This is a genomic window from Apilactobacillus bombintestini (assembly GCF_003627035.1).
In the GTDB taxonomy this organism is placed as follows: domain Bacteria; phylum Bacillota; class Bacilli; order Lactobacillales; family Lactobacillaceae; genus Apilactobacillus; species Apilactobacillus bombintestini.
The window spans coordinates 194,187-219,369 of the sequence record NZ_CP032626.1; the positions used below are offsets into that span (position 1 = coordinate 194,187).

Below are 25,183 nucleotides of genomic sequence, written 5' to 3' on the forward strand. Positions count from 1 at the left end.
CCTCCTATTTAGTACCGAGTAAGTAGACGGCAGCGCCGACTAGTAATACCCCGATAACAACTACGAATAAGCCAAATTTAATTAACTTACCGCCAATTCCGTCCCATGCAGGTTTGTTAGACATGGCACGAAGTTTAAAGAAAAACCAGCCAATTCCCATACAGATAGCTCCGAATAAGAACACTCCGTAGGCAAAAAGCATGAAATAACTTTGAGTATGTTGCATAAGCTATAAGTTCACTCCCTAAATTAAATTTTTGCTTGCAGTTATATTATCACAACTATAACCAGTAACATATATTATTTTAGCAGAATTAAGAAATATTTAATAATTACAACGCTTGCCTATAAGTGTTATACTTTTATATTTAATGTAAGTAAATTTATTGAGGAGATGACCCGCCTGTGAGTGGCAAACAAGTTAATTGGCAACAAAATTTAAATGTCCTATGGTTTGGTACCTTCATTGCTGGTATCGGCTTTAGTTGTATCAGTCCCTTTATCGCATTATTTATTGGCCAACTAGGTCACTACAATGCTACCCAAACCTCTATGTATAGTGGAATGGCCTTTGCGGCACCATTCTTAATTAAGATGGTAATTTCTCCACTATGGGGTTACTTGGCGGATCGTTATGGAAGAAAACCAATGATGCTAAGAGCGTCTTTAGGGATGGCTATCGTCATTGGTGCCATGAGTTTGGTTACCAATGCTTGGCAATTAATTATTTTGCGCTTGCTACAAGGAGTCTTTGCCGGATTTATCAGTAATTCTAACGCCTTAGTGGCAGCCGAAACCCCTAAAGAACACGTGGGTAGTGCTTCGGGTAAATTGGCAACGGGAAACGTTTCGGGTACTTTGATTGGTCCGATGATAGGTGGATTAATCGCGGATACCTTTGGTTATCGTTATACCTTCGTCATTACCGGAGTGGCTATGTTAATTTCGTTTTTCCTAAGTTTATTCTTGGTACATGAAAACTTCACGCCGGTTAAACGAGAAAAAGGTGAAAAACAACCCCATTTCTTAAATGGTATTCCTACTAAACAAATCTTATTGGGAATGTTTATTACTACTTTATTTGTACAAGCTACTAATAACTCAGTAACGCCTATCTTGAGTTTGTATGTAAAACAACTAGATCCTCATTCTACTAATATTGCACTTACGGCAGGAATTGTGCAGGCCATTAACGGAATTGCAATGGTTGCCATAGCGCCGTTCTTCGGGCGATTAGGAGATAAAATCGGGTCGCATCAAATTTTAAAATTTGGTTTATTATTTTCTACCGTAGTCTTTTTCCTAACCACGTTTGTGCAAAACGTTTGGCAACTAGGGGGATTAAGATTATTAATCGGAATTTCCGATGCAGCACTCTTGCCAACTGTACAAGCAATGTTGGCTAAATATAGTCCTAAAGAACGCATTAGTCAGGTCTTTAGTTGGAATCAAAGTTTCCAAGCTGCCGGAAATGTTTCTGGACCGGTAATTGGTTCTTCCGTAGTATTAATCGGCGGTTACCGTGGTGTGTTTATCGCTACTGCCATACTAGCCGCAATTAACTTTATTTTAATTCGTAAAAATATTAGTTCTATTTCTGCAGATGAAGATTAAATTAAAAGAGCCTTGAGTAGGCTCTTTTTTGTTGGTAATGTGTAAATAATCATAAAATATTTACGTTATTTTTAATCATTATTAAGTAAAAATGATGATAAAATGCCGATAAAAAATAACCTCTAAAGGAGGCATTTACATGTCACTTATTCATATTTCATCCTATATTCAAGAAGCTAGTTTAGTAGAAATTTATTCGAAGAGTAGGGATGAATACCAATACGAAGACTTCATTTTAGGAATTATCATTATGGAATTAAACGACTATATTTTGGTAAAAACCTATGATGAGTCCGCTTTGCTAGATACCTATACGTTATTGCGCAAAGATGATATTTCCAAGATTGCCACTGATACCGACTATACATCCGTATTCGAAGCTTACATCCGCATGAATCAAGAAAATGATGTATTAGATCCATTCAATATTCAGCAATTAGATAATATTTTACAGTTAAATGATTTCGATGAAATTATTCAGGCCTTTTTAGTTAATAATCGCGTATTAACGGTGGTTACAGATATCGATGACGAATCACACGTAGGTAGAATCATCGATTATAGAGGCGATAATATCGTCTTAGATGAGCAACAATATTTACGAAGCTTTGGCATTATTGATGAAAACGATAATCCTGTAATTTCACTGGAAGATGTTACTTTAATCGACTTGGTTAGCAAAGCTAATTTACTGTATGAAAACTACTTAAATCAAGAAAAATGATAAGTTATTTTATGTTAGTATATTTTGACTGTATTATGTATGTTTGATATTATAATAAGTGTAACAAGAAAGTTTAATAATGCGGGTCAGAGGATATGACTTGCACCCGCCTGTGGGCTTCTTTATGAAGTAAAATAATAACAGGACTACCATTCTCCTAGGTAATAGGAGGCATATCTAGCGTGAGGTGAAACTCAATACGTGGAAAAAGAGGGCTATATGCACTCTTTTTTTTTGGGGAGAAAATTATGAAATATGATGTGAACTTTTTGAAAACTTTCGATGGTGGAATTAATCCATTAAATGTTGATATGTCAGAGTTAGCTAACACTATAGAAGCTAATGTTTCTCAATATGAATATTGTTATGAAACTAATTTAAAAGAATGTCCTAAAGTAGTCATTCAAGTAACTAATGAAAATATTCCACACTTACTGGGATTATCTAAGAATCATCATAATGGTCTTCCAGAATACAATGCTAGGGCTATTTTTGAAGGATTAAAATCTGACTGGACATTGGAGAGTTTAAAAAAAGGAGATAGTAAATGGTTCTTAAATAATAAAGATAAAATAGTAGGTGTTATGCTACTTTATCAAATATTGCATATTAAGGAATGCAAAGTTTATAGTACTAAACATATTTTCAATACATATTTAGGTCGTAAGTTTAAAAGAGACAATATTTATTTTGTTGTATTTAAACTATCTAATAAGAAAAAATACACTATAGAATTATCACCCATTAAAGGAACAGATAATAAATTTATTCCCAGAAGCTTAAAAATAAATGACAAAAGATTTAATAACTGTGAAGAAATTTCCATGTCACTTATTAGTCGAGAACGTATCAGAAGAAAATCAAAGAAAAAGAAATTCAAGAAGGTTCGCTGGAGCAAATAATTATTATATTAGTTGATAAAACAAAATAGTTGGCAAAGCGTCCACAATGTTTATAATTATTTAAATAACTTAAAGGAGGCCGCTTATGCAATCAGCTGAAATTGATCAACATTTAAAAACTTTAAAAAAGACGCGTTCACATATCATTAATGCGTTAGATGGCACTAATGAAAACAGTAACGTAGTGCGTGATATTGACCATTTAGTCGAATATTTAACTACTACTGATCACGAAGCTATTACCTCCGAATACGTGGATCGCAAGTTTCGTATCATCAATGGAGAAATTCAATGTTCATTGGATTGCTTCACCCATGCCATGCAAGCACTACAAAAATAAGTTCCTACTTAGTAGGGGCTTTTTATTTTACATAGTTTTTAGATAATTTTATAATTTATTAACAATAAAGAAGTGAGAAAAGGGAGCGTTATTATGTCGAAATTATTATCACCTGCTAATGTAGGAGGCTTATCATTAGCTAACCGTGTGGTAATGTCACCTATGTGCAATTATGAAGTACTTAAACAAGATGGTATTCCTACCCCTTATCATTTTGCCCATTATGGGATGCGTGCCATTAGTAAAGTGGGATTAATTATCACCGAATCTACGGCGGTAGATCCTCATGGTCGTATTAGTAATTATGATTTAGGTTTGTGGGATGACGCTCAAGTGCCTGAATACAAACGTTTAGTAGATTCACTACACTACCTAGGAACTAAAGTGGGAGTGCAATTAAATCACGCTGGTAGAAAGGCCGAAGGGGAAGCTCATCCGGTAGCACCTAGTGCCATTGCTTTTGACGAAAACAGTCAAACTCCCGATGAACTAACCGTCGACCAAATTCAACACATTGTTAAAGAATTTGGGGCAGCTGCTAAACGTGCTAGTGAAGCTGGCGTAGATATGATTGAAATCCATGGGGCTCATGGTTACTTGTTAAATCAATTCTTATCTGCTGTAACTAACCACCGTGAAGATGAATATGGTGGTACTTTGGAAAATCGTTACCGCATCGTTCGTGAAGTAATTGAAGCTATTCAAGTAAACTTCAAAGGTCCTATTTGGATTCGTCTATCCCTAACTGATTATGACGATACTGGTAAGGAAAATACCATGAAAGAATGGCAACAAATTGGTCGTTGGTTAGAATCTGCTGGTATTAAATTAATTGATGTTTCTACTGGTGGTTTATTACCTAAGGGACCTAACTTCCCAGTACATGATGGTTACCAAACTCCATTTGCTACTAAGATGAAGAAAGCAGTAAACATTGATGTATCTACAGTAGGTCTATTAGATAATCCTGGTCTATGTGAATACATTTTGCAAAATAATCAAGCTGACCTAATCATGGAAGGTCGTGCCTTACTACGTAACACTAATTGGTTAATGGACGCTGCTCATGAATTACATGATCATGAATTCAAACCATATAATGTTTCTTATGAACGTGGTCAAAAATAATAAGTTAAGCTGCAAATTAACTTATTTTAAAATTTTAGCTTGTTATTCCAAAAATTAAGTGCAATGAAAGTACTTATAAGAAAAAACGCTTCAGCTAGTAGTTGAGGCGTTTTTCTTTTTCACATTGCACGCAAATAGGTATATAATATTTCCCAATACATACGTAATTGAGGTGATAACATGTATTGGACTGACGAAAGAATCCAAACTTACCGTGCTAAGATCAAAGGTGCTTGGTACGTTCAAGAATTTAAGAAACATTATCAATATGACTTAAGAAAACCTGAAGATAAAGTACGCATGTATCGTGAATTAGACCCTAAAGAAGTAAAATCTTGCTTCGATAGTTTAATGGACGATTACGAAGCTGATTATTTAAAGAAATTAAATGCCATGACTAATGATGACTTATTAGAAACTCTCGATAATTTAAGAGAAGATGGCTACATCGATATGATGTAAAAAACTCCGTTGCTAGATAACTAGTAACGGAGCTTTTTTTAGTTGTTATTTAATTTAGTCATACTCTTTTTAGTTAATTTTTGACTATTGAAAGTTAGATTATAAGCACGACCACTGGAATCAATTTGATAAGTCATGAATTGGAAACCATCAGATACTTGTTCTTCTAGCGGAGCACCCAATTGTTTTTGGACTTCTTGGAAAGTAGTGCCATTCTTTAATTTGTCTACTTTGTTTTTAGAAACAATTTTACTCTTAGTGTTTTGATCATAACCTTTACTCAACACTTTATCTTTGTAAATAATGGCGAATACGTATTTCACTTGTGCATTATTGTCCATATTCCATACATATTGCTTAGCTTGTTTATTATTGCTTAAGGAAGTATCGACCATTCTGGAAGGGGTACCTAATACTTTAATGGCTTCTTTTTTGGTGTTGCCTCCATGTAAGTAACGGTCAGTATATTGCAATTTATTATATTTTTGCAGTGAAATACCACTAGTGTCAAAAGCAGTTGCTAGTGGAGATTTAGGTGCATGAAATTGTTTACCATCAGTGTTATTTTTACCACAAGCGCTTAGTATTAATAAACTAGTTCCAGATACTAGTAGTAATTTATATAATTTTTTCATATTATTACCTCTATGTATTATTATTCTTAACTATATTTTACTCAGAAATAATAGTAAATATCAATTAATAGACACCCATTAGAGCTAATAAATTTGAGAAAATCACTTGAAAAAAGTAAGTGAAAATCCTAAAATCATACATGTAATTAAATAAGGAGGTACCAATTATGACTAAAATTGCTGCAATTGTTACCAGCGGTTACGAGGATTCTGAATTAACTTCACCTAAGAAGGCTTTAGAAGACGCTGGTTACACCGTAGACATTATCGAAAACAATGCTAACACCGAAATCACTGGTGAACACGGTGATAAACAAACCGTAGACGTAGCTATCGATGACGCCAACTTTGACGATTACGATGGTTTACTACTACCCGGTGGAGGTTCACCTGACGCACTACGTGTCGATGACCGTTACAACAACTTTGTAAAGAAGTTCTTGTTAGCTAACAAGCCCGTATTTGCAATTTGTCACGGTCCTCAATTCTTTATTCAAACTGGTTTAACTAACGAATTGAAGCTAACTGCTTACACTACTATTCGTTACGACCTATTCTACGCTGGCGCTGAAGTTCTAGATGAACCCGTAGTAGTAGATCAAAAACATCATTTAGTAACTAGTCGTACACCTGACGATCTAGAATACTTCAATGATGCTATGTTAAATCAATTAAAGTAATTTATTAATAACTAATAAAACCGCTATTGTTCAGCAATAGCGGCTTTTTTTATTGACGAATAACGATACCACACATTTCAGTCATGGAAGTGTTAATTAATTTGTAGAAAATGTTTTTGAATTCTTCCGGTGATGCGGGGATAGGTTGAGAAATCCAAGATAAAACGGCATCTAAAATTACACGGAAAAAGAAACTCATAGCGAAATATTTAGGAACGCCATATTTCTTTTCATCGTAGTGGGCGAAGTATGGAATTAAGAATTTAGCGTAATGTTCTTGTAAGAAACTAAATAACTGCGGTTCGTAGAAGTTGTATAGGATTTTGATGAATTCGCGATCATGATAAATTAACGGGCAAACTTTTTCGGTTAGTACGTAAAAGAAGTTGTTGTATTCGCTATTAACTTCAGCGAATTTTTCATCTAGGGATGTACTAATAGATTTTTCAATGTAGCGGATAATATCAATTTTATTTTTAAAATGGTTATAAAAAGTACCCCGTGAGATATTGGCATTATCAATAATGTCGTTAGTGCTGATAGTGTTGATATCCTGTTGAGCGGTTAGATTAAGAAAAGATAGTATAATTTTTCTCTTAGACTTATTTTTTATTATCATAAAATACCTCCTCTGTGTAAAAATTTATCGACGAATTAATAAATCACACAGTTTAATTTCTTTTGTCTATACAGGTATTATAATGATAAATACCCCAAATAAATCTTAAGATTTGTATAAGATTTCCCCGCCAGATTAGATTTTTACCATAGTAATGTGACATTATGACCTATCTAGACGGTCTATCCATTTGAAAGTTATAAAATGGTTTAATTTACTTAAAAGAAAATTTTTTATAATGCTTTTTGGATACTTAATGCAAATTATTGAAAAATAGTTTAATAATTACGGGAAATAATTATGTTATTTTTATAAAATTATCTAAAAAACGTTGATTTGACAACGGTTTTAAAGTTATGTAATCTTATGGCGAAGAGTTGAAAAGAAATGTTAATGACCGATTCATTTCGTTGTTGGCATGGCTTTTGGACCTTCACTAATTTTTTAGATGAGTGATGGGCAAAACATTCATTCAAAAATTTTATTACAAAAATTGAGTAATGCTCCTGTAAAATCCAATCTGAACGTAATAAATGAGGTATTTAAATGGGACTTGTCTCTTATGTTGTGGTCAACGTAAAAGGTAGCCATTTATGAAATCCACTTTCTACTTTTATTAACCTTTGCTACTGTCGTTTAGGTAATAAAGCGGCTTTAGTCTAATATTGCTTTACCTGTTTTTAAACATTTCTTTATAAGAACTATCTCTAAAAAAGTTTCATAATTTCTATAATTGGTTCTCGCTTATAATGGAAATTATGAAGCCCATAACTCTATAGATGAAGTAAATTTCCCCGAGTTTACGGACTCTAAAATCTCGTACGAAAACAGATCAATGAAGTTAATGCATATGGTTCATGTCTTGGTACGTAGCCATATGAAAATTATTGAAAACATTCTCATGGTAATCTCACTCCTAGAAAAATCATGAATTCTTCCCTGAATAATAAATGATGAAAGAGTAGTCCAATCATCAAATAATACAAGTAACGAATGTGGATGTTTTGCCCATCTAAATAACCCTCTAGTGATTCTTGATGGCACTGGGAAAAACTAAAGAGTTATTAAGAATAACCGATACTAATTAGTATCGGTTATTTTTATGCGGTGTTAGAATATTTTTACTAAGGAGATGAGATTGTGAAAACTACTAATACTTTATATCAATACGGAACACTAGCTTTATTGGTTCCTGGACTTTTTGATGGAACTTTGCAATTAAGTGATTTATTGAAACATGGTGATACCGGAATTGGTACTGGTGATGGATTAGATGGTGAATTAATTGTTAAAGATGGTGTTGCCTATAAGGTAGATGGTAACGGTGATATCAAGAAGTTGGATGGTGATTTTACCGTTCCATTCGCAGATGTGCATTTCGCAAATTATCAACCATTAGTATCTGTGAAAGAAACCATCACACCTGATAATTTAGAATCCACTATTTTAAGCAGAAAAAATTGGTCGAACGTATTTTTCTCCATTCGTGCTCACGGAACTTTTAACCAAGTAACTACCCGTTCTATTAATAAACAGGATAAACCTTATCCTCCATTAGTAGATTGTGCTCGTAATCAACATGAATTTCATGCTGATAAGGTAACAGGTACCATTTTAGGATACTACTCACCACAATTATTTAACGGTGCGGCAGTAGGTGGCCTGCATCTACATTTCATTGCTGATGACTTATCTATTGGAGGACATTTGTTAAATTTTGCTATGCACGACGGTGAAATTGATGTACAAAAATTTGATCAACTAGAACAAAAATTCCCCACACAAAGTGATGAATTCATGCAACATGATTTCTCCAAAGATGATATTGCAGGAGCAATTGGAGAAGCTGAATAAAAATTAATATTTAAATAAAAAAACGTTACCATTAGGTAACGTTTTTTTAGTGATTTATTTAATAAATGAAGTAAAACAACCAGATATTACAATTAAAAGTAATCCAATCCAGGTATATACCATTTCTTTTTTTGTTTTATATTGTTTTAATAGGTAAATAGCTGACATAGTAGCCATGATGACAGAAGTTTGAGCTAGTATAAATCCAGTAGCAACTCCATTCATGTTAGGTTGTGAAGATATTAAATAACTGACTGCAGCGATGGCAAAGAAGAAACCACCAATGATATTTTTATAAGATAATTTAGTATTGAAAATATTGGTATCTCTATAAGTGATGATTCCGTTAATAATGGCAGTAGTTAACATACCTAATGTTTGGAAAAAGAAGGCTTTGCTACCACTAATTTGAGCAGTTTGAGGTAAGACAGAATACATTAAGAAACCAAAACTACCTAAAATCATCCAAATCCATGCTTTTTTAAGTGCTTGGGTACTGCTTTTTTCAGGTACTTCTTTCCAACTAGTTAAGAATGCACCAGCAATCATGGATATAAGAGCTATAAAACCAATGGTTTTAGCGATTATAGAGTGCCAATCACCTAAGAGAATAACTCCCCAAAGTGAGATGTATACTAATTGCAACATAGCAGAGATAGGGGTAGTAATAGAAGATCCTACTAATTTATAAGACTTAAATGAAGTAAGTTGTGCAAATGCCCAACACATACCAGAAATATATGAAATTAGTATTTCAACTGGAGACATGTAGGGAACGCCAGTTACCAATACAAATAAACTAGCAAAGATAACAGCACCTAAAGTAGAACCAAAAATTTGTTGGCTGGGTTTTCCTCCAATGTGTGATGCAACTGTGGGATAAAATCCCCATCCAAAGAATGGAATCAATCCGATAGCTAGTGCGATAAAATTCATGTCTTTCCTCCTTAATAGATTTTACATATAAGATAACATTATTTTATTTTGTAATAAAAGCTTTGCGCAAAAGATGTTAAAATACAGTAGGAAGATAGATAATATGGTAGGAAGCTTTTTAAATGAGAAATTTCTTAATACTTTTAAGTAAAAACTAGCAAAAATCATTTTATTTTTTTAATAAAAAGGTCTATATTTGTTATCATATGGTTATATTGCATAAGAAAGGATACATAAGAATGAATAAATTTACTGGTTGGGTAAAACATTGGTATCGTTACAAGACTGACGAACCATACATTATCGCATCCGCATTAATCGGGGCTATTTGTTTATATGCTTCCATCATGAAAGATCATAAACACCACTTATTAATCTACGTTTTAGTATTAATTTTAATTGCTTTATGGTCCTTATTTAGAAGTGTAACTTTCAAGAAAAACTATGTACGAAAATTTGTTAAAGAACATACTTTTACTAATCAACAAAATGGCATTGATTTAGGGACCGGTACTGGATACGGTTTAATTAAATTAGCCAGAGATACTGAAATTGGTAAAGTTTGCGGAGTAGAGGATAAATACCAATACACCGTACAACGCTTAGAAAAAAACGCTACTTTAGAACGCGTACGTAGCAAGATGAACATTACTACTGCCGACATTCAAAATATCCCTTATGAAGATAAAGAATTCGACGTAGCTATGGGCATTTCTGCTAACGGTAATCAATTAAGTACTCCTAAAAAAGCTGTTTATCAACAAATTGCTAGTGAATTAGATCGTGTCGTTAAGCAAGATGGTATTATTTTTATGGTTAATACACCTCGTATGACTAAAAAATACGCTAACGAATTTGCTAAACACGGTCGTCATGTAGAATACATGCACAGACGTTTTGAAAAATTATTTAATTTACGTGCAATTGTAGTTAAATAAAACCAATAAAAAAGGTCATCAATTATTAGTTGATGACCTTTTTATTTATCTTAATAATTTACTTGATAGGTTTCTCCTACTGCTAATTGAGGAACGGTTACGGCCTCACTAGTTTTTTGATAGCTGAAGGATTGAGTTATAGTAAGTTGATAGTTACTTTGTAATTGTGATTTTCTGATAAGAACATGAGCATTTGCAACGTGTAGACGGTACTTTTTAATTAAATGACCGTTATTGTAAAGATGCAAAACGCAAGGTCCGGAATTATTCATGGATAACATGATTCCTTTGTCATTACGAACGGCTTTTTGAATAACAGGTTTTTCCGAAGTGTATACCATCGGAGTAAAGTTATAAAGGTAGGTAACTTTGCGACCGTTGGAGTCCAGTCCGAAAATATCGAAGTTCTTATCGCCATCAAAGTGATAAGCCGCTTTGAATGTGTTGTCCTTATTGACATTTACCCATCGAATGGATTGGTTTCCATATTTAATGGCCACACGGGAAGTATTCAATGTCTTTCCGTAAATAAAAATCTTCTTACTATGAGCGTAGTATTTATAAGTTACATGATAGACGCTGGGTCGCGTACTATGGGATATATTATTCGGAACCACGGTGCTAGTACAATGATATTGCACGGTGGGTTTCGGATAATGGAAGAAACAAGCTTGAGCTTTTACTGACATAACGGGTACTAATGCTACAGTACCTAATAAACCTAATAAGATCTTTTTATTGATCATATATATCCCTCCTTTACATGCATAATTATAATACCAAACATACAAATTAATGCTTAAGGCTTGTATAAATATATATGGGTAAATTGTATGCAATATCTAAGAAAAAAATAAAAACACCGTCATAATCATGGCGATGCTTTTATTTTTTAATTATTCATGGTGGTGTACACGGTTAAAGAAATCAACAAATAAGTCGTTTTCTTCTTCATAGTAATCCCACATATTTTCTGGATGCCATTGAATGCATTGAATAGATAAGTCATCATTTTCCAACGCTTCAATCATGCCATCATCAGATTTAGCTACGATGTGTAAACTAGGGGCCACTTCTTTAGCAGCTTCGTGATGAAAAGAGTTAACAAATGCACGTTTGCCAAATACTTTAGCTAATTGTGAATTTTCATCAATACTAATATGGTGTACTGGTGAGTAACCGATAGCTTTTTGCGAATGTTGCAAGATAGGTGAGCCATTCTCAGGTTTGAATTGAGTATCGATATCTTGATATAAAGTACCACCTAAAGCTACGTTAACCACTTGTAGGCCACGACAAATAGCCAAGATAGGCTTATTCATACGAATTGCGTGTTTAACTAATGCAAGTTCAAATTCGTCTCTAGTTTCGAATGTTCTACCGATAGAGGGGATAGGTTCTTCATCATAGTATTTAGGTAAAACATCAGGGCCACCAGTTAAGATGACACCATCAACAGTTTCTAATAAATCAGCTGCCATATTAGGTTTACCTACAGGGAAAATAACTGGGGTAATATTGTTAGCTAATAGGCAGTTCATTAAAGTTCTTTGTGCAAAGTGGCCTTCACGTTGACGGAAGGGTTCGTTTTGGCTAAAAATGACGTCAGAAGTAACTCCAATTCTCATGTAAAATCAGTCCCTTAAGTTAGATTATTATATATAATGTATAGTCTATCATTTTTAAAAATATTTGAAAGTGATAAATGATTGTGTACGATACATTTGATTGCATTACCAATTTAAATGTGGTACTTTTGATTAGTCAAAAAATGAGATTGCAAAAGTAGGGGGATGGATTTTACAATGCATTTCAAAACAATTACTAAGTTAGGAGTAGTTGCACTAGGTAGTGCTATGCTTTTAGCTGCTTGTGGTAATTCCTCAAGTCAAACATCAAGAACCAATACACTAAACTGGATGAGTAATACTTCCGTTACTACTTTAGATCCTTCTAAAGCAGTGGATGTAACTAGTGACCAAGTATTATACAATTCCATGCGTGGTTTAGTTACACCTGATAAAGGTAATAAAGTGAACTTAGCAATGGCTAAGAACTACAAGATTACTAATGGTGGTAAAACCTATACTTTCAATTTACGTCACAGTAAGTGGAGTAATGGTAAAGAAGTAACTGCCAAAGATTTCGAATACGGTATAAAACGTAGTGCTGATCCTAAGACTGCTTCACAAATGGGTTACTACATGAACAACATCATGAACTACTCATCTATTAAAAACCAAACTATGCCTGCATCTATGCTAGGAGTAAAAGCTACTGGTAAGTATCAATTACAAATTCAATTGATTAAACCACAAGCTGATTTCTTAAATGTCTTAGCATTACCAGTATTCTACCCACAATTAAAGAGTGCAGTAGATCAATACGGTAGTTCATATGGAACTACTAGTGACAAAATGGTTTACAACGGACCATTTAAGGTTACTAACTGGACTGGTAGTAACGATGCCTGGACATTAGCTAAAAACAATGATTATTACGCTAATAGTAACGTTAAGTTAAAGGCTATCAACTATTCCGTAATTAAAGACCCACAAACTGCTTTAGATGAATATCAATCTGGCAAATTAGACCAAACTCTGGTAGCAGGTAAGCAACAATACAATAATTACAAAAACAATCCTGACTTGGTTAATAGAAAAGAATTTATGATTCAATACTTATCCATTAACCAAAACCGTGTTCCTGCATTAAAGAACAAGAACTTAAGACGTGCTTTATCCATGGCTATTGATCGTAAGTCCATGACTGAAGATATCTTAGGTGACGGTTCCTTTGCTGCACGTGGTTTAGTTCCTGATACTCTAGCATACAAGAAGGGTAAGGACTTCAATGACTATGCTAGTGTTAAAGATGCCACTTCCACTGACTTAACTCAAGCTAAGAAACTATGGAACCAAGGGATGAAAGAAGTAGGTAAGAAGTCATTATCTATCTCTATCATGAACAACAATGACCAAACTAACCGTTCATTAACTGAATTCCTACAAACTGAATTAGAAAAATTACCTGGATTAAAGGTTAATGCCGAAATCCTACCAAATAACGTAGCTTCTGGTCGTTCCTTGAAGTCAGATTATGACCTATCCGTTTCTGGTTGGAGCCCATCAGTAAGCGATCCTATTTCACCACTACAAACTAAGGTATCTAATAGTCCTATTAACACTTCTAAGTGGGGCAATTCCATGTACGACATGTACATTGACCGTTCTAACAACCAAGATGCTACTAACCCAAGCAAGCGTTTTGATGACTTAGTTAACGCACAAAAGATTATTCTAAATGATCAAGGAATTATTCCACTATACCAAAAGGCACAACCTGAATTAATTAAGGAAAATGTCAAAGGCATTAAGTACTTAGGTAACGGTCCAGTTTGGGACTTCGCTAATGCTTACATTAAAAAGTAAATGAGAAAAGTCGCTGATGATTCAGTGGCTTTTTTATTTATACGAATCATAGTACCACTATACCTACTTTGCTTTTTTTCGAAAAAGTTTAAATTTTATTGTTGCTATTTAAATGAGAGAAGTGTACCATAAAATTAAATTAAAAGGAGGGTTCACCATGAAATTTAATAATGTATACGAAATTAATGAGTGTTGTTGTCAAATTCCGAACGGTGAACTCTATTCTTTTATCTAATTCGTTAACGTTAAAGTATTAGTAGGAAAAGAGTGTCATGGTTCGGCTTTTTTGCGTAGAATCATGACACTCTTTTTGTATTTTCAGATGGCCATCTGGATAACGTATTTAGAATTTATGAGGAGATTTTATTATGAAGAAAGTAAAAATCTGGTTAACTACTGCAGCTACATTACTTTTAGGAGTGGCACTAACTGCTTGTGGTAATAATAACGGGGCAGCTAATAAGAAACATTTAAACTGGATGACGAATGCATCTATTTCTAGTTTAGATCCTTCTAAAGCAGTGGATTTAAATACTCAACAAACTATCTTTAATTCCTTTTCAGGCCTAGTAGAACCCAATGGTGGAAATAAAGTTCGTCTAGGTGTGGCCAAGGATTACCATATTTCCAAAGATGGTAAAACCTATACATTTGATTTAAAACATACTAAATGGAGCAATGGAAAAGACTTAACTGCACAAGATTTTGCTTACGGAATTCAACGCAGTGCTGATCCTAAGACTGCTTCACAAGAAGCTTATTACATGGACCACATCGTTAACTATGACGCAGTTAGCAAGGAACAAGCTCCGGTTTCATCACTTGGAGTTAAAGCAGTGGGTAAGTATAAATTACAATTTAAATTGACGCGCCCACAACCATACTTTGTTAACATTTTGACATTACCTGTCTTTTACCCACAATTAAAGAGTGAAGTAGATAAATACGGCAGTTCATACGGAACCACTAGTGACAAGATGGTTTATAACGGTGCCTTTAAAGTTACCAAATGGAATGGTACTAATGATTCATGGGTGCTAGCAAAGAATCCATATTATTATGATGCTAAACAAACTAAATTAAGTACCATTAAATATACAGTGATTAAAGATCCACAAACTGCATTAAATGAGTATCAAAACGGTAAAATTGATCAAACTTATATTTCTGGTAAACAGGGCTATGCTAACTACAAGAATGATAAAGATTTTCATTTACGTAAGAGTTACACAGTTAAATACATTACCATGAATGCTCATGCAATTCCTGCTTTGAATAATAAGAATATTCGCCAAGCTATGTCAGCTATTATTAATCGTAAAGAATTGATTAATGATGTGTTAGGCGACGGGTCTATTCAAGCACGTGGAATGGTGCCAGACACTTTAGCTTACCGTAATGGCAAAGACTTTAATGATGTTGCTTCTGTATCATCTGCTGTAAATGGGGATGCTAAACGTGCACAAGCACAATGGAAGCAAGGACTAAAAGAAATGAATATGAAATCATTACACCTAACCTTAACTGGTGGAAATGATGACACCACTAAATCTATGGCAGAATTCTTACAAAGTGAATGGAGTAAGTTGCCGGGGATGCATGTTAACGTTCAACTACTTCCTAACACCGTTTCTACTTCTCGCTTCCTACATTCACAATTCCAAGTGCATGTAGCCGCTTGGGACCCATCCATTAGTGATCCTATCTCTCCATTAAATACTAAATACACTGGTAACTCTATGAATACTGCTAAATGGAGTAATGCTAATTATGATGATTTATTGGATAAGTCCAATAATGAAGATGCATTAAAGCCAGCTAAACGTTGGGATGATTTAGTGAATGCGCAAAAAGTATTATTAAATGATCAAGCTATTATTCCGCTATATCAATCTGCTCAAGGTGAATTGATTAAGCATGATATTCACGGTATTAGATATTATGGAAATGGACCTTTATGGGACTTTTCAAAAGCTTATGTAAAATAAAAATTAAATAATTAAATAATTAAATAATTAAAAAAGCACCATACTGCAATTATCAGTATGGCTTTTTTATATAGAAAATTTAGATAAATGGTATAATTTAATATATTAAAGATAAGGGAGAATTATTATGAACTCTAAAACCAATGTACATAATATTTGGTGTAGTCATACATTCATTATTTTAATGTTTATAGTTATGTCAGTAATTAGTGCAGCATTTATGTGGCATGCACATTACGTATATCTTGGAGATGATTTGTACTTTCATATCCAACGTATTTATGATCTACGTGCTTCTATATTGAATGGTAACTGGAATCCGTTGGTATCATTAAATCGATTCCACCAAACTGGTAGTGCTGTAATGAGTTTATATCCTAAAATAAACTTATATCCTATGGTGCTTTTATCTATAGTTTGCAAAACGTTTCTTCATTTCTATTACATAACATTTATATTAAGAAACTTTTTTGCACTAGTGGTAGCCTACGTAGCTAGTTATTGTTACACCCATAGAAAAAATGTTAGTTTTATTTTTTCTATAACTTATGTTTTAACTGCAATTGAAATTTTTAATGGAATTAAGAGTTACGATTTAGGTAGATCTTCATCACTTATCTTTCTTCCGCTAGTTATGTTTGGGTTCATGGAATTAGTAAGACGAAATCGCTGGGTAGAGTTAACAACGGGTATGAGTTTGATCATTTTATGCCATGTTTTAAATTCAGTGATAGTTGCGTTATTCTTATTAGTATTTGCAGCGATTAATTTCCGCAAATTCAGAGATACTAAAAAATTACTAGCTTTAGGAAAAGCAATCATTACTACCGTATTGCTAACCAGTTCATTTGTATTCTCCTTTTTCATTTTTATGGCTCATAATTCTATAGCATTGCCACCATCATTTTGGTTATTGGGTGGTACTTCCTTAGATAGCTTATCATCTGCAATTTTTGAAAATGTTATTAATGTTAACTACTCTATAACTCTAGCGATGTTATTGGGATTAATTTTAGGGATAGTTTATTACAAAAAATTGTCTACATCTTTAAAGCAATTATTGTGGATATCCGGTGGATTTATGATTTTATGTAGTAATCTATTTCCTTGGAGCGTTTTAGCACAAACTGGCTTGAATAACAGTTTGCAATTTAGTTGGCGATTGTATATTATTCCGGAAGTAATTTTATCTTATCTATTTGCAGAAATAATTATGGGGATATGTAAAAATACCAAAAAGTCAAATGTGGCTGTCATAGTTATTACTTTATCCACCTTGTTAATACAAATAGGAGCACAGGATAATTTGATGAATAGTTCAAAGAATTATCTAAGTTTAAACAGTGTAAACAATACAGGTATACAGAATGTTAATATTTCATCAAACTATTCTATTGATAAATTGATTTATAATAAAAAAGCAATTAGTGATTATTTCCCAACTAGTGCCGTATCTTCTTTAAATAATATTAGTAATCACTGGGCAACGTATGATAAAAACAAGAAGATTAAAGTTAGATCTAAGGGCAATGGTAGATTTATATTTACTAACAAAAAATCTATAAAGAAATTATCCTTACCATTCTTGTATTACCATGGAATTAATTACCAAGTTAAGTTAGATGGTAAGACAGTAAAAGGATATCCTAATAAGAATGCTTTAATGACAATTAATAATGTTCGTAAGGGTAAACATCATGTTCAAATCATTGTGCATAAAACTAAAGCTGAAATAGCTTCATATATTTTATCCCTAATTGGACTACTGATATTATTAGGTACTATCCTTAAAAACTTTTTGAAGAAATGTAAAATATAATCGACATAAAAAGCATGCGATTAGTCTCATGCTTTTTTTAATAGATAGAATAGTAATTGTATTAATAATAAAATTATGATTTATTATATAAAAATAAGGAGAATTTATATGAATAAGAAACTAGATATACATAATTTCTGGCGAAGTAACATATTTATTATTTTAGTGTTTGCTGTTGCGTCGGTATTAAGTTCAATAATAATGATTCATTCTAAGTTTGTTTTAGTTGGATCCGATATGTTTTTTCATTGGCAAAGAATATATGAATTAAGAGATTCAATTTTGAATGGAAATATTTTTGATATGGTTGCCGTTAATAAATTTAATCAAACGGGTACTGCGGTTATGTCACTATATCCTAAATTTAATTTATTACCGATAACATTATTATCACTTGTAGTTAGCAATATTATAAAACTATATTATATTGATTTTATATTAAGAAATTTTGTATCATTGTTGATTGCCTATTTTGCATCATATTGCTTTAATAAAAATAAGAAAGTAAGTAGCTTATTTGCAATCTCGTATGTGCTCTCAACAATGGTTTTGAACAGTGCTGTGCTTAATTACGATATTGGTATGTCATCAGCGATGATTTTTTTGCCATTGGTTTTATTTGGCTTTTTTGAATTGATATGTAAAAATCATTGGGTTGAAATATCTCTAGGAATTTCTGCAATTATTATGAGTCATGTATTAAGTGCTATAATTGCTATTATTTTTATTATCCTGTTAGTCGTGTTTAATATAAAAACTATACTCAAAAGAAACGTATTATTTGCAGCAACTAAAGCATTTATTTTAACCGTATTAATATCTAGTGCATTTTGGATTCCTTTTTTGATTTTGTCAGTATCCAATCATATAAGTATGCCACCAGCACCTGCAACTATATCTGGTGTGGATTTTAATTCTCTTATTAGTGATATTTTTAATAATAATGTTAGTACTTCTATTACTATTACAGCATTTATTGGGTTGATTTTAGGAATTATTAATTATTCAAAGTTGACTTTACTATCTCGACAAATTTTTTGGATCTCTATACTATTTTTAGTAGTATGTAGTGATTTCTTTCCTTGGAATATTCTTAGTGATACTTTTATAAAAGCAACGCTTCAATTTACATTTAGATTTTATATAATTCCTCAAATGCTACTTTGCTATGTTTTTGCGGAATGCTCCATTAAATTGTGCAATAATTACAAGAAAAATATAATTGTTTTTGTGGGAATAATTTGTGGAATAATTTGTATTCAGATGGTTGGGCAAAAACAAATAGTTGCCAACAATATTAATAATCAAGAATTATTAAAACCATACAGCGGTGAATATAATATAGTTATTAAATCTAAAAAAGAAATTAATAATTTGGTGAATGGTTGGAGACCAGGACTTATTGACTATTATCCTAAAAATTCTGTTTCTAAATATGATGTTATTAACAATCATTTTGCTACTTATGGTAATCATAAAAATATACGATTAGGTTTGTTAGGTAATGGTAAATTTATCTTCACTAGCAAAAAATCTATAAAGAAATTATCCTTACCATTCTTGTCTTATAATGGTATCGATTATCAAGTTAAGTTAGACGGTAAGACGGTTAAAGGATATCCTAATAAGAATGTATTGATGACCATTAACAATGTCCATAAGGGTAAACACCGTGTACAAATCATCGTGCATAAGACAAAAGCTGAAATAGCTTCATACATTTTATCCTTAATTGGATTACTGATCTTATTAGGTGTTATTCTTAAGAACTTTTTAAAGAAACGTAAAATATGATAGATAAAAAAGCATGAGATTAGTTTCATGCTTTTTATTAGGTGGAATGATAAGGTTATTAATGATAAAATTATGTATTGTTATAAATAAATAAGGAGAATTTATATGAGTAAAAAACTAGATATACATAATTTCTGGCGAAGTAACATATTTATTATTTTAATGTTTGCTGTTGTGTCAATAATGAGTGGTATTTTCTTTTGGCATTCACATTTTGTTGCAATGTTTTTGGATTTTGATTTCCATTGGCATAGAATAAACGAATTACGCGAGTCTATATTAAATGGAAATTGGTTTCCATTGGTATCTTTGAATGAATTCAATCAATCTGGTAGTGCAGTAATGGCTCTATACCCTAAAATTAATCTGTATCCTATCGTTTTTCTATCATTGATTATAAAATCGTATGTAGAATTATTACATTTAGCTTTTATTATTAGAAACTTTTTCGCATTAATTCTAGCATATTATGCTTGTTACCGATATAGCAAAAATAAAAACGTTAGTATATTATTTTCTGTTTCTTTTACTTTGAGTACAATGGCCCTTTTCTATGGAGTAAGTGTATACGGTATTGGGACATCTTCCGCCATGGTTTTTATTCCATTAGTCTTATTTGGATTTTTACAATTGCTAAAGAAAGATGAATGGATTGAATTATCTATAGGTATGTCGGGAATTATCCTTTCACATGTCTTAAACTCCATCATTGTTGTTGGATTCTTAGCAATTTTTTTATTAGTTAATTTACGCAAGTTTCAAAGTATTACTAAAGTTATTTCTTTGGCGAAATCTGTTATTACAACAATATTATTAACAAGTTTTTTTTGGATTCCCTTTATAATTATTTCTAGTAGTAATAAAATACATACACCAGATAATATTTTATTTTACGACGGCACAGATTTTCATACATTAATATCAGATTCGATTAATAATAATATTAGTGCAAGTATTACATTTGTAGCGTTAATTGGTTTAGTACTAAGCATAATTAACTATAAGAATTTATTTGGTTACAAAAAGCAAATTTTTTGGTTATCAGTTATATTTTTAATAATTTGTTCACCGGTGTTTCCATGGAGCGTTTTGAAACATACTATTTTTTCGCATATTCAATTTACTAATCGAATTTATGTAATACCTGAAGTTCTATTATGTTATTTATTTGCAGAAAATTATGTGTTTATGATAAAACTAAAGTGTATAAGACATTATTTAGGAGCTGTTGTTATTGCTGTTTTGTCTATATTAACTTTGCAATTTGGAGCACAAGAAACTTTAGTAAATAATACAACTAACAGACCTAGGATGACTCAACCATATTCTGGAAATTGGGCATTTAAATTACAAAACAATAGTGATTTCGATAATATATTAAATAGTACATCATTAAGTAACAATGACTATTATCTTCAAACTTCAGAACATTCATATAACGAAATAAATAATCGATTGGCTATTTATGATGATAAAGACATTAAAGTTAATTTATTGGGTAATGGTGGATTTTCATTTAAATTACCTTCAAATAGTAAAAGGATTTCATTACCATTTATGTATTACAATGGTATAAATTATCAAGTTAAGTTAGATGGTAAGACGATTAAGGGATATCCTAATAAGAATGCTTTAATGACTATTAATAATGTTCGTAAGGGTAAACATCATGTACAAATTATTGTGCATAAGACCAAAGCTGAAATAGGCTCATACATTTTATCCTTAATTGGATTATTAATCTTATTAGGTGCTATCCTTAAGAACTTTTTAAAGAAACGTAAAAACAAGTAAATATTTAAGTTAAAAAGACCTGCTCAATGTAGTAGGTCTTTTTATGTTATTATAAAAGTTAATATTAAAAGTTTAGGATGTGATTTATATTTTAAGTCAACGTATTAAAACTAATTGGCAATGGATTCTAATCCCCTTGCTATTAGTTTGTGAATTCGCCTTAGATCAATTTATTTTACCGGTGGTTTATAAACTTATCTTACAAAACGTCCACATGGGCTATTACAACAAATACATTTTATTAATTAACATTTACAAAGTAATTTCTATACTAGTTATTTTATTATTGAACTATTTATTATTAAAACAAGCTCTTTATTTAGCACCTAGTAAGCAAAAAACGGGTTGGCTAGTATTTTTAATTGTTTGTTTAGGTTTATTTTTATCCAGTATTCATTCTAAGCATTTCTGGATAGCGTTAGATATCGGATTAATTGCCTCTCTATCTGAAGAATTACTATTTAGAGGCTTAGTTTTAGGTAAGTTAATGGCTATTTTAAACAGAGTAAAAACTAGTCGTTTACGAGTTAACTTAGCAGTGGTCATTGCTGCAGTAATTTTCGGTTTATATCACTATGTGAACTTATCTCAACAATCTTTTGGTGTAACTACAGTTCAAGTAGTAAATGCTGCTGGATTGGGATTAGTACTAGGAGTTATTTATGTAAAGAGTGGATCATTATGGATTCCTATTGCCTTACATTTCATTTATGATTTCTTAGTAACTATTGCTAAAGGCTTTTCTATTAGTGATTATCAAGCATTGCCACACTATGCCGCATTAGCTAGTTTTATGATGTTTGTAATTTATGCAGCTGCTGCATTAACCGCTTTAAATGTTCACTACGAAAAGAACACTTTATTAGCTAAAATTCACTAGAAAAGAGGAATAGTTAAGTTGAATGAGACTGATTATTGGAATCCTCGTCAGATGTTTAAAAAGGGATTAGTGGGATTATTATTAATTGTTATGGTAGCCACTTCATTTCCTTTTATTCCAGCACAACAAATACGGTTTAACAATGGTATCGAACATAACGTTAGTTTAACCGTTGTTTATGTCTTGTCATATGCTATTATGATGGGCTTAGCATTCTATGCTTACAAAAAATTTGGCACTGGATATCAACTATCTCACAAATTAAATCGAAAAGATATATTAATGATTTTTATTGGCATTGTGTTATCTGTAGTATTTGGGAAAATATACATTAGAATTTTTGGCCTATCATTTAGAAACAATTTTAGTATGCATGATTTTGCCTTTTCTCATTACCCATGGCAAGTTATCTTACTAGTGTTAGGGTACTTAATTTTATCGCCTATACTAGAAGAAGTGGTTTTTCGAGCTTATTTTTTAGATGTAGCATTTCCTAATCAATTAAAATGGATAGGTGCTATTGCATCATCTATATTATTGCATATGCGTTATTACAGTGTTTATTCATTCTTTTATTTTGCCATATACGGGATATGTTTTGCTTTCGTATATAATAAGACTAGAAACGTTAAAGCACCTATCATAATGCATATATTTTTGAATTTAATGGCCATTTTATTAGTAGGCCCTTATTATAGTTAAAAAAAGACACCATACTCTTTCGTATGGTGTTTTTATTTTATTTCCGATTAATATTAGTCATATCTCTAGGATTTACCCACTTATTAAAGTCATCTTTAGATATTCCGAAGTGTTCAGCAGCATCAATTAATTTAGTATCATTTTGTTGTGCCCATTGCGCAATCTTAGTGCTCTTTTCATATCCAATATGAGGACTAAGGGCAGTTACTAACATTAATGAGTTATCCATTAATTCTTCGATATGTTTAGTATTAACAGTTAAACCAGTGACTAGACGGTCGGTAAAGGAAGTAATGGATTGCGTTAATAGTTGAGAACTTTCCAAGAAACTAGCAATAATAACGGGTTTATATACATTCATTTCAAAGTTACCCTGGCTATTAGCGAATGAAATCGTAGTATCATTTCCCATAACTTTGGCGGCTACCATAGTTAGGGCTTCGATTTGGGTAGGGTTTACTTTACCTGGCATAATAGATGATCCGGGTTCGTTACTAGGAATGTTTAATTCATTGTAACCAGCGCGAGGACCAGAAGCTAAGAATCGAATATCATTACCTACTTTGATTAAATCGGAAGCCAACGTTTTAAAAATGCCGTGCATGGTAGTGATTTGTGAATGGTTAGCTAGGCCTTGGAATTTATTATCAGCCACGCGGTATTTAACATTCATTTGTTTACTTAATTGTTTAACCATATCTTGATCAAAATTATTAGGGGTATTTAAACCAGTTCCCACGGCAGTTCCGCCGATAGGTAATTCTAATAAAGTAGGTATTAGTTGTTGCATAGCATCTACATCATGTTGGATAGCAGATTTCCAACCACTAATTTCTTGGCCTACGGTTAATGGGGTAGCATCTTGTAGATGTGTACGGCCAATTTTGACCACTGTGGCGAATTCTTGTTGTTTCTTTTCCAATGTAGCGATTAGATGTTTAGCAGCTTTTATAAGTGTATTACATGATTGATAAGCGGCCATCATCATAGCAGTAGGGAATGTATCGTTTGAACTTTGTGATTGATTTACATCATCATTGGGATGAACCGACGTTTGGGGATGTAATTGCATGGCTAGGTGAGCAATTACTTCATTAACGTTCATATTAGTTTGTGTGCCACTTCCGGTTTGGTAAATATGAAGTGGAAAAGCATTATTATATTTGCCAGTTAGTAATTGATTAACCGCCTCATGAATAGCTTGGCGTTTGTCAGCAGCTAAAGTACCATTCTGATTATTTACGGTAGCAGCAGCTTGTTTCACGTGTAACAACATTTCGATGATAGGCATAGGCATTCTACCACCGATATTGAAATTATGTCGACTACGTTCCGTTTGTGGTCCGTATAGGGCATCTTTAGGTACTTTTACTTTACCGAGTGAATCGTGTTCGATACGAAATTGCATGTTATCACTCCTAAAAATTATTTAGATTAATTATAACGCAAAGCCATGTCTATCACATTTAACGTAGTAATGATACAATAAAAACTAAAATATTCTTAAAGGAGAGAGCAGAAATGAATTTTGATTTTTCCTACTTTTTCTTCGAATTAATTATTCTATGGTTACCACTATCGGTAGCACTTATGATTTGCCAAGCCGTAGGAATTCCATGGGGGTATACTGCATTAATTTTATTAGTAGTATATCTATTAATCGTGATGCTTAATCGTAAGAACAAGTATTTACATGTATTATTTCATCGTGAAAAACAAGCGGGTAATGAATTCAAAGAAACCGTATTATTTCTAATTGCGATTATTATATCCTTACTAGTAGTTATTCACTGGATCAACAATATAACAGTAGGGGTTATTTTATTGATGATATTAGGTATTTTCTTTAGTTCATTAGTGATTGAACCCCGTCCTAAATATTAAAAAAATTTAATTATTTTCCGATAAGTAGCGATATGAATAGCGTTGACAAGATTCAGTGT

General features: G+C 32.3%; 24 protein-coding genes. 17 read left to right on the plus strand and 7 right to left on the minus strand.

Going from position 1 to position 25,183, the window contains the following annotated elements; all coding sequences use genetic code 11:
* Window positions 1–4 precede the first annotated feature (4 nt).
* Window positions 5–160: a hypothetical protein gene (locus D7I45_RS00865; RefSeq protein WP_162924055.1), complete on the minus strand. Its 156-nt coding sequence runs from the start codon at window positions 158–160 to the stop codon at window positions 5–7.
* A gap of 245 nt (window positions 161–405) precedes the next feature.
* Between D7I45_RS00865 and D7I45_RS00870 the strand changes: the two genes are divergently transcribed.
* The 6 genes from D7I45_RS00870 to D7I45_RS00895 all read left to right on the plus strand — a co-directional run bounded on the left by D7I45_RS00870 (window position 406) and on the right by D7I45_RS00895 (window position 5,170).
* Window positions 406–1,614 carry a multidrug efflux MFS transporter gene (locus D7I45_RS00870; protein ID WP_120783914.1) on the plus strand — a complete coding sequence of 403 codons (1,209 nt, stop codon included), beginning with the start codon at window positions 406–408 and terminating at the stop codon, window positions 1,612–1,614.
* A 139-nt stretch (window positions 1,615–1,753) separates the two neighbouring features.
* Complete coding sequence (locus tag D7I45_RS00875; protein ID WP_120783915.1) at window positions 1,754–2,338, plus strand: hypothetical protein; 585 nt, start codon at window positions 1,754–1,756, stop codon at window positions 2,336–2,338.
* Window positions 2,339–2,586: 248 nt separating this feature from the next.
* Window positions 2,587–3,240: a hypothetical protein gene (locus D7I45_RS00880; protein WP_120783916.1), complete on the plus strand. Its 654-nt coding sequence runs from the start codon at window positions 2,587–2,589 to the stop codon at window positions 3,238–3,240.
* A gap of 85 nt (window positions 3,241–3,325) precedes the next feature.
* Window positions 3,326–3,580, plus strand: a complete 255-nt coding sequence (locus D7I45_RS00885) for a hypothetical protein (protein WP_120783917.1) — start codon at window positions 3,326–3,328, stop codon at window positions 3,578–3,580.
* Window positions 3,581–3,673: 93 nt separating this feature from the next.
* The gene (locus D7I45_RS00890) at window positions 3,674–4,708 is read left to right on the plus strand and encodes an oxidoreductase (protein ID WP_120783918.1); all 1,035 of its coding nucleotides are present in this window, start codon (window positions 3,674–3,676) and stop codon (window positions 4,706–4,708) included.
* Window positions 4,709–4,888: 180 nt separating this feature from the next.
* Window positions 4,889–5,170 (plus strand): hypothetical protein, encoded by a 282-nt coding sequence (locus tag D7I45_RS00895; RefSeq protein ID WP_120783919.1) that lies wholly within the window; start codon window positions 4,889–4,891, stop codon window positions 5,168–5,170.
* 38 nt (window positions 5,171–5,208) lie between these two features.
* On the opposite strand, the gene D7I45_RS00900 is transcribed toward D7I45_RS00895, so the two are convergent.
* Entirely contained in the window at window positions 5,209–5,805 is a 597-nt protein-coding gene (locus D7I45_RS00900) for a DUF3862 domain-containing protein (protein WP_120783920.1), read from the minus strand.
* A 167-nt stretch (window positions 5,806–5,972) separates the two neighbouring features.
* Between D7I45_RS00900 and D7I45_RS00905 the strand changes: the two genes are divergently transcribed.
* Complete coding sequence (locus D7I45_RS00905; RefSeq protein ID WP_120783921.1) at window positions 5,973–6,485, plus strand: type 1 glutamine amidotransferase domain-containing protein; 513 nt, start codon at window positions 5,973–5,975, stop codon at window positions 6,483–6,485.
* Between the two features lie 49 nt (window positions 6,486–6,534).
* Here D7I45_RS00905 and D7I45_RS00910 read toward each other — a convergent pair whose 3' ends face one another.
* Window positions 6,535–7,104 (minus strand): TetR/AcrR family transcriptional regulator, encoded by a 570-nt coding sequence (locus tag D7I45_RS00910; RefSeq protein WP_120783922.1) that lies wholly within the window; start codon window positions 7,102–7,104, stop codon window positions 6,535–6,537.
* Window positions 7,105–8,244: 1,140 nt separating this feature from the next.
* Here D7I45_RS00910 and budA point away from each other — a divergent pair.
* Complete coding sequence (budA, locus tag D7I45_RS00915; RefSeq protein WP_340137533.1) at window positions 8,245–8,958, plus strand: acetolactate decarboxylase; 714 nt, start codon at window positions 8,245–8,247, stop codon at window positions 8,956–8,958.
* Window positions 8,959–9,012: 54 nt separating this feature from the next.
* On the opposite strand, the gene D7I45_RS00920 is transcribed toward budA, so the two are convergent.
* Window positions 9,013–9,894 carry a GRP family sugar transporter gene (locus tag D7I45_RS00920; protein WP_120783924.1) on the minus strand — a complete coding sequence of 294 codons (882 nt, stop codon included), beginning with the start codon at window positions 9,892–9,894 and terminating at the stop codon, window positions 9,013–9,015.
* 239 nt (window positions 9,895–10,133) lie between these two features.
* Between D7I45_RS00920 and D7I45_RS00925 the strand changes: the two genes are divergently transcribed.
* Window positions 10,134–10,832: a class I SAM-dependent methyltransferase gene (locus tag D7I45_RS00925; RefSeq protein ID WP_162924056.1), complete on the plus strand. Its 699-nt coding sequence runs from the start codon at window positions 10,134–10,136 to the stop codon at window positions 10,830–10,832.
* Between the two features lie 50 nt (window positions 10,833–10,882).
* Here the strand turns inward: D7I45_RS00925 and D7I45_RS00930 are convergent, their stop codons facing one another.
* Window positions 10,883–11,578 carry a hypothetical protein gene (locus D7I45_RS00930; RefSeq protein WP_120783926.1) on the minus strand — a complete coding sequence of 232 codons (696 nt, stop codon included), beginning with the start codon at window positions 11,576–11,578 and terminating at the stop codon, window positions 10,883–10,885.
* A 150-nt stretch (window positions 11,579–11,728) separates the two neighbouring features.
* Window positions 11,729–12,460, minus strand: coding sequence for a gamma-glutamyl-gamma-aminobutyrate hydrolase family protein (locus D7I45_RS00935; protein ID WP_120783927.1), 732 nt, complete (start codon window positions 12,458–12,460; stop codon window positions 11,729–11,731).
* A gap of 165 nt (window positions 12,461–12,625) precedes the next feature.
* On the opposite strand from D7I45_RS00935, the gene D7I45_RS00940 reads away from it, so the two are divergent.
* The 7 genes from D7I45_RS00940 (at window position 12,626) to D7I45_RS00970 (ending at window position 23,240) form a co-directional block, all read left to right on the plus strand.
* Window positions 12,626–14,263: a peptide ABC transporter substrate-binding protein gene (locus D7I45_RS00940; RefSeq protein WP_120783928.1), complete on the plus strand. Its 1,638-nt coding sequence runs from the start codon at window positions 12,626–12,628 to the stop codon at window positions 14,261–14,263.
* Window positions 14,264–14,631: 368 nt separating this feature from the next.
* Window positions 14,632–16,251 (plus strand): peptide ABC transporter substrate-binding protein, encoded by a 1,620-nt coding sequence (locus tag D7I45_RS00945; protein ID WP_120783929.1) that lies wholly within the window; start codon window positions 14,632–14,634, stop codon window positions 16,249–16,251.
* A gap of 196 nt (window positions 16,252–16,447) precedes the next feature.
* The gene (locus D7I45_RS00950; protein WP_162924057.1) at window positions 16,448–18,070 is read left to right on the plus strand and encodes a glycosyltransferase family protein; all 1,623 of its coding nucleotides are present in this window, start codon (window positions 16,448–16,450) and stop codon (window positions 18,068–18,070) included.
* A 108-nt stretch (window positions 18,071–18,178) separates the two neighbouring features.
* Entirely contained in the window at window positions 18,179–19,864 is a 1,686-nt protein-coding gene (locus D7I45_RS00955; protein WP_120783931.1) for a hypothetical protein, read from the plus strand.
* 105 nt (window positions 19,865–19,969) lie between these two features.
* Window positions 19,970–21,658 (plus strand): hypothetical protein, encoded by a 1,689-nt coding sequence (locus D7I45_RS00960; protein ID WP_120783932.1) that lies wholly within the window; start codon window positions 19,970–19,972, stop codon window positions 21,656–21,658.
* A gap of 79 nt (window positions 21,659–21,737) precedes the next feature.
* Window positions 21,738–22,538, plus strand: a complete 801-nt coding sequence (locus D7I45_RS00965) for a CPBP family intramembrane glutamic endopeptidase (RefSeq protein WP_120783933.1) — start codon at window positions 21,738–21,740, stop codon at window positions 22,536–22,538.
* 18 nt (window positions 22,539–22,556) lie between these two features.
* Window positions 22,557–23,240 (plus strand): CPBP family intramembrane glutamic endopeptidase, encoded by a 684-nt coding sequence (locus tag D7I45_RS00970; RefSeq protein ID WP_120783934.1) that lies wholly within the window; start codon window positions 22,557–22,559, stop codon window positions 23,238–23,240.
* A gap of 37 nt (window positions 23,241–23,277) precedes the next feature.
* On the opposite strand, the gene D7I45_RS00975 is transcribed toward D7I45_RS00970, so the two are convergent.
* Window positions 23,278–24,648 (minus strand): class II fumarate hydratase, encoded by a 1,371-nt coding sequence (locus D7I45_RS00975; RefSeq protein ID WP_120783935.1) that lies wholly within the window; start codon window positions 24,646–24,648, stop codon window positions 23,278–23,280.
* 113 nt (window positions 24,649–24,761) lie between these two features.
* Here D7I45_RS00975 and D7I45_RS00980 point away from each other — a divergent pair, with 113 nt between their 5' ends.
* Window positions 24,762–25,124, plus strand: a complete 363-nt coding sequence (locus tag D7I45_RS00980) for a hypothetical protein (protein WP_120783936.1) — start codon at window positions 24,762–24,764, stop codon at window positions 25,122–25,124.
* Window positions 25,125–25,183 lie beyond the last annotated feature (59 nt).

Coding starts and splice junctions, on each gene's coding strand:
- D7I45_RS00865 (WP_162924055.1), bottom strand. CDS start 160: ATGGGAATTGGCTGGTTTTTCTTTAAACTTCGTGCCATGTCTAACAAA.
- D7I45_RS00875 (WP_120783915.1), top strand. CDS start 1,754: ATGTCACTTATTCATATTTCATCCTATATTCAAGAAGCTAGTTTAGTA.
- D7I45_RS00880 (WP_120783916.1), top strand. CDS start 2,587: ATGAAATATGATGTGAACTTTTTGAAAACTTTCGATGGTGGAATTAAT.
- D7I45_RS00885 (WP_120783917.1), top strand. CDS start 3,326: ATGCAATCAGCTGAAATTGATCAACATTTAAAAACTTTAAAAAAGACG.
- D7I45_RS00890 (WP_120783918.1), top strand. CDS start 3,674: ATGTCGAAATTATTATCACCTGCTAATGTAGGAGGCTTATCATTAGCT.
- D7I45_RS00895 (WP_120783919.1), top strand. CDS start 4,889: ATGTATTGGACTGACGAAAGAATCCAAACTTACCGTGCTAAGATCAAA.
- D7I45_RS00900 (WP_120783920.1), bottom strand. CDS start 5,805: ATGAAAAAATTATATAAATTACTACTAGTATCTGGAACTAGTTTATTA.
- D7I45_RS00905 (WP_120783921.1), top strand. CDS start 5,973: ATGACTAAAATTGCTGCAATTGTTACCAGCGGTTACGAGGATTCTGAA.
- D7I45_RS00910 (WP_120783922.1), bottom strand. CDS start 7,104: ATGATAATAAAAAATAAGTCTAAGAGAAAAATTATACTATCTTTTCTT.
- D7I45_RS00920 (WP_120783924.1), bottom strand. CDS start 9,894: ATGAATTTTATCGCACTAGCTATCGGATTGATTCCATTCTTTGGATGG.
- D7I45_RS00925 (WP_162924056.1), top strand. CDS start 10,134: ATGAATAAATTTACTGGTTGGGTAAAACATTGGTATCGTTACAAGACT.
- D7I45_RS00930 (WP_120783926.1), bottom strand. CDS start 11,578: ATGATCAATAAAAAGATCTTATTAGGTTTATTAGGTACTGTAGCATTA.
- D7I45_RS00935 (WP_120783927.1), bottom strand. CDS start 12,460: ATGAGAATTGGAGTTACTTCTGACGTCATTTTTAGCCAAAACGAACCC.
- D7I45_RS00940 (WP_120783928.1), top strand. CDS start 12,626: ATGGATTTTACAATGCATTTCAAAACAATTACTAAGTTAGGAGTAGTT.
- D7I45_RS00945 (WP_120783929.1), top strand. CDS start 14,632: ATGAAGAAAGTAAAAATCTGGTTAACTACTGCAGCTACATTACTTTTA.
- D7I45_RS00950 (WP_162924057.1), top strand. CDS start 16,448: ATGTCAGTAATTAGTGCAGCATTTATGTGGCATGCACATTACGTATAT.
- D7I45_RS00955 (WP_120783931.1), top strand. CDS start 18,179: ATGAATAAGAAACTAGATATACATAATTTCTGGCGAAGTAACATATTT.
- D7I45_RS00960 (WP_120783932.1), top strand. CDS start 19,970: ATGAGTAAAAAACTAGATATACATAATTTCTGGCGAAGTAACATATTT.
- D7I45_RS00975 (WP_120783935.1), bottom strand. CDS start 24,648: ATGCAATTTCGTATCGAACACGATTCACTCGGTAAAGTAAAAGTACCT.
- D7I45_RS00980 (WP_120783936.1), top strand. CDS start 24,762: ATGAATTTTGATTTTTCCTACTTTTTCTTCGAATTAATTATTCTATGG.